Source organism: Moraxella sp. (assembly GCF_024227015.1).
In the GTDB taxonomy this organism is placed as follows: domain Bacteria; phylum Pseudomonadota; class Gammaproteobacteria; order Pseudomonadales; family Moraxellaceae; genus Moraxella.
In genome coordinates this window covers 1-5,060 of sequence record NZ_JAAELD010000242.1, presented here as the reverse complement: position 1 = coordinate 5,060, position 5,060 = coordinate 1, and the positions used below count along the sequence as shown (strand labels likewise).

The window sequence follows — 5,060 nt, the reverse complement described above, 5'->3', positions numbered from 1 at the left end:
TGGGTGCAGGATTGATGGCTGGTCGGTCTGATGCACTCACCACAGGGGATGAAGCTGCCACCGCCGCCATGCTGGTTAGCGCATCAGGTGCATCGTCGCTTGGCACTGTGACCGCATCATCATGGGTCAGTAGTCGCTCATCTCTTGGTGTGATCGGCAAACCATCTTTATGATGCACATCGCCATCATGATCGATTTGTTTTTTGCTATTAATGGTGCGCAAAATGGCAGGCACCAACAAAATACATCCGAGTACAATCGCAAGCACCGCAAGCAACAGCCAAACACTCTGATCCATATCTACCCCAAATATTCTTTTAAAAAATCTAACATCACCATCAACTGATGGCTGATACAAATAAATTATTCATAGTCTATCACGATGCGCTAAATTCGTCATCTATTTGTTGGGTCAAGTTTTATATTTTTGGCAATTATTTTAATAAATTTGCACAACTGGATGCGCTTTCGATAATAACTGCTCAAAAATCGCTCAACTCATTGTGATACATAATAAAAAACCGCCCATAAAGGACGGCTTTTAGCAAAAGCTTTGTTGCTTTTGGTGGGCAAGTTAGGCTTTTTTGCCGCGGCTTGCGAATGCACCAAAACGCTTGTTGAAGCTAGCAACACGACCTTCGTTAGATGCTTTACGTTGCTCGCCAGTGTAGAATGGGTGCGACGCACTTGAGATATCAAGTGGGAAATATGGGTATTCTTGACCTTCGTATTCACGAGTGGCCTTGGTCGCAACAGTTGAGCGAGTTAGGAAGTACACGTCAGCATTGGTGTCGTGGAATAGAACTTCTTTGTATTCTGGGTGGATGTCTTTACGCATGATGATCGTCCAATAAATCTAAGCACTAATATATACTGCCTTGACAAATGCCATTACAGCCGAACATAGCCACGTCATCACCAACCAACTTTGGCATACCGCACCATGTTTTCACACATTAGCCCACTTAGATGGGAAAAATGAGCCGATATTTTAGCAAAATACCACCAACTATTCAAGCAAATTTAGCAAATCAACCCATTGAAATTAACAGCAGCCTACCGACTAGCGCGGATCATTCTCCATCTCGATGCGCGTGCGGAATTTTTGACCCGCCTTGAATGTGACCACGCGGCGCGCCTTAACAGGAATGCTCTCGCCTGTCTTTGGGTTGCGCCCAGGGCGAGATTTTTTGTCTTTTAATTCAAAATTGCCAAATCCAGAGATCTTGACTTCCTTGCCGTCAGCGAGATTTTGACTAATTTCTTCAAAAAATTTATCCACGATCTGTCTGGCATCTTGGCGAGTGATGCGCAGACGAATCGTTAAGCGGTCTATCATGTCAGCTTTGGTTAATGCACTCATGATGCGTCCTTATGTTAGGTCAATAGCCACCGAAATGGCATTTGGATTAACTGTCTCTTAGTTTTGCGCCGTGCTTGTCGCTCAATCTAGAGGCGACATCATCCATCGCTTTTTTGATGACATCATCTTCTAATGTGGCATCAGCATTCTGGAATAGCATGGCGAATGCCAGTGATTTTTTGCCCTCTGGCAGTCTGTCACCTTGATAGACATCGAACAGCCACAGATCGGTCAGATATTTCCCTGCTGCCGCACGGATATCCACAATGAAATCCTGCCACTCTACTGATGTATCCACCAAGAATGCCAAGTCTCGGCGAACGCTTGGGAATTTGCTCGGGGCGGTGATGGCGTTGGTCGCGCGATGCAGATCAATCAGATCTTCGATGGCAAATTGACCCACCCACACAGTCGGTAAATCAAGCGCTTTGGCGATCGTTGGGTGCAACTGACCAAACCAACCAAGACGTGCGCCATTCACCACAAGATAAGCACTTTGTCCAGGGTGCAAGAACGCCAAATCAGCACGCTCATAGCTTAGGCTGGTCTTGTTCAGACCTTGCGGTAGCAAGCTCTCCACATCACGCTTTAGATCAAAAAAGTCCATCGCGCGCTTGTCGTAGATGCCCTCTTCAGCAACCAAACCTGTCGCAACCATCGCAAGGCTCGGGGTCTGCACTAGATTATCAATGTCCTGACCCACAAAAGACAAACCAGTCTCAAACAGACGCACACGCGACTGTTGGCGGTTTAAGTTATAAGACACCACAGGCAATAGGCTTGATAACAATGTACGGCGCATCACCGCTAAGTCTGCTGAGATTGGATTGGCAAGTGGCAACACCGAACCAAGCTTATCATCATTAAACAGCGCCTCAATCTTAGCATCGCTAAAGCTGAAGCTCACCGCTTCAAAATAACCCGACGCCGCTAGGCTTAGTTTGAGTTCATGCGTTAGATCTGCTGTGTCGTCATAGCTCATATCCACAGCGAATTCTGGCAAGCGTGGCCTAATGTTATCATAGCCATAGATACGCGCAATCTCTTCAACCAAATCCTCTGCGATGTTCATGTCAAAGCGGTGGCTTGGTGGCTGGCAGATGAATTTATCGCCGTCGAACTGTGTGGTAATCTCTAGACGATTTAGAATATCAACCACCTCATCGCTAGGTAATGCCACACCCAATAGCTGCTCAATCTTGGCATATGGTAGATGAATCGGATTGCGTTTTGGTAGTTTGTCAAGATTCTCTACGGTGGTGATCTGTCCGACTTCTGCGCCTGTCACTGCGTGAATCAAAGCAGTTGCGCGATGAAGTGCCGTCAATGGCAATTCAAAGTCCACACCACGCTCAAAGCGTTGGCTGGCATCGGTGTGCAATCCAAAACGTCTGGCGCGTGCAGCGATGGCAAGCTGATTAAAATGCGCAGACTCCAACACGATGTTCGTCGTCTCATCAGTCACCGACGAGCGCATGCCACCCATGATGCCCGCCAATGCCAGCGCGCCCACATCATCAGCGATCACAAGCTCATCGCCTGTTAATGTGATGGTCTGCTCATTAAGCAGCTCTAGTGTCTCGCCTTGATTCGCCAAACGCACGACGATGTCGCCTTGAATCTTATCCGCGTCAAAGGCGTGCAGTGGCTGACCCAACTCTAGCAATACATAGTTCGTCACGTCCACCAAGAAATTGTGCGTACGCATGCTAGACGCCACCAGATTACCCACTAGCCATTTTGGACTCTTGGCAGTGCGGTCGATATTACTGATGTACTGCGCAAGATAACGCGGACAAGCTTCATCATTAAGCACATTGACATTGACTTTCTTGTCGGTGCTTGGAGTGATGGCTGTGATCTCTGGGCGGTTTAGTGGCAGACGATTAATCACGCTAATCTCACGAGCCAGACCTAACGCGCTAAAGCAATCGCCGCGGTTTGGGGTGATGGCGATGTCAAAAATCATCGCATCCAAACCCAAATAATCACGCACATCAACGCCGATCGGCGCATCATCAGGCAGCTCTAACAGACCATCAATCTCATCAACCAGACCAATCTCAGAAGCACCGCACAGCATGCCTTGGCTCTCGATGCCACGAAGCTTACCTTTTTTGATATTAAATGGCTTACCATCAATCGGTGGCAGCACCGCACCGACAGTCGCAACGGCAACTTTTAGGCCTGTACGGACATTTGGCGCGCCGCAGACGATCTGTAGATTCTCACCCGTGCCGATATTAACCGTAGTAACACGCAGGCGATCCGCATCAGGATGCTGCTCACAGGTAATGACCTCGCCGACCACCACGCCACTAAATTCAGGCGCAACCGTGTCCGCACCGTCTAGCTCTAGCCCCGCCATGGTGAGCTGCTGACCCAATTCATCCGAGGTGTTGGCAGGGTTTACCCATTGTCTTAGCCAGTTTTCGCTGATTTTCATAATATTCTCTAGATTCTATTTTTTAATAATTGTCATTTATCAAGCAAACTGCTTTAAAAATCTCAAGTCATTTTGGAAGAACAGACGCAGATCGTTCACGCCATAGTACAACATCGCAAAACGCTCAATGCCAAGCCCAAACGCAAAGCCTGTATATTCATCAGGGTCGATGCCACAGTTGCGCAGAACTTGTGGGTGTACCATGCCACAGCCTAGCACTTCTAACCATTTACCATTATCAGACAAGATGTCTACCTCAGCAGATGGCTCAGTGAATGGGAAGAAGCTTGGGCGGAAACGAACGGTCATCTCCTTACCAAAAAAAGCATTCAAAAATTCATGAATCACGCCTTTTAATTCAGCGAAGTTCGATGACTTTGAAATCATCAAACCTTCCATCTGATGGAACATTGGCGAATGCGTCTGGTCACTGTCGCAGCGATACACACGACCTGGGCAAATGATGCGTAGCGGCGGCTCGCTCTTCTCCATGGTGCGAATCTGCACCCCACTGGTGTGCGTGCGCAGCAGGTAATGCGCGTCAAAATAAAAAGTATCATGCATGGCGCGTGCAGGATGATGATCAGGAATGTTCAGCGCTTCAAAGTTATAATAGTCGCTCTCGACCTCAGGTCCTGTTGCCACACTAAAGCCCGCCTGTGTGAAGAATTGCTTCATGCGCTCGGTGACGTGCGTGATCGGATGCAAGCCGCCTGATGCCACACCACGAGCGGGCAAGCTAATATCCACCTGCTCGCTGGCAAGCTTGGCATTAAGCGCCTGCTCTGCCAGTGCTGTCCCACGCGCTTCAAATGCAGTTGTCAGACGCGTACGTAGCTCATGCAGATATGCGCCGTAGGTTTTTTTGCCATCTGCATCTAGACTGCCCATCTGCTTAGATAGCGTGGTGATGTCGCTTTTTTTGCCCTGAAGGGTTACTTTTAGTTCTTGAAGCTCGCTTTCGCTTTGGGCATTATTGATGAGTGTGCTTGCCGCATCAGCGAATGCCAAAAAATCCTGCTCGCTCAGCGATGCCAGTGGCTGATTTAAGGTGGGTATTGTAGTCATAAAAGAGCAACTTTCATTAATTTTCTTAGGAATATAAAGGACTTATTGTAAATAATTCATTTTGAAATGTAAATAAGCGATTCAGATTATTAACAATTCTATTGGAAAAATCGCAACCTTGGTCAGAGTTGTACACAGAATTATTAAAATTTCAATAAAAATATCAAAATTTTTCAAAAAATT

General features: G+C 47.3%; 4 protein-coding genes and 1 pseudogene. All 5 read right to left on the bottom strand.

Going from position 1 to position 5,060, the window contains the following annotated elements:
* A pseudogene (locus GY683_RS05665) lies at positions 1 to 298 on the bottom strand (hypothetical protein); the annotation flags it as partial.
* Between the two features lie 276 nt (positions 299 to 574).
* Positions 575 to 838, bottom strand: a complete 264-nt coding sequence (locus GY683_RS05660) for a type B 50S ribosomal protein L31 (protein ID WP_297287817.1) — start codon at positions 836 to 838, stop codon at positions 575 to 577.
* A 225-nt stretch (positions 839 to 1,063) separates the two neighbouring features.
* A complete protein-coding gene (locus GY683_RS05655; protein WP_046695892.1) occupies positions 1,064 to 1,363 on the bottom strand; it encodes an integration host factor subunit alpha in 300 nt (99 codons plus the stop codon).
* A 46-nt stretch (positions 1,364 to 1,409) separates the two neighbouring features.
* A complete protein-coding gene (pheT, locus tag GY683_RS05650) occupies positions 1,410 to 3,809 on the bottom strand; it encodes a phenylalanine--tRNA ligase subunit beta (RefSeq protein ID WP_297287816.1) in 2,400 nt (799 codons plus the stop codon).
* Positions 3,810 to 3,848: 39 nt separating this feature from the next.
* A complete protein-coding gene (gene pheS, locus GY683_RS05645) occupies positions 3,849 to 4,877 on the bottom strand; it encodes a phenylalanine--tRNA ligase subunit alpha (RefSeq protein ID WP_297287815.1) in 1,029 nt (342 codons plus the stop codon).
* Between the last annotated feature and the right edge of the window lie 183 nt (positions 4,878 to 5,060).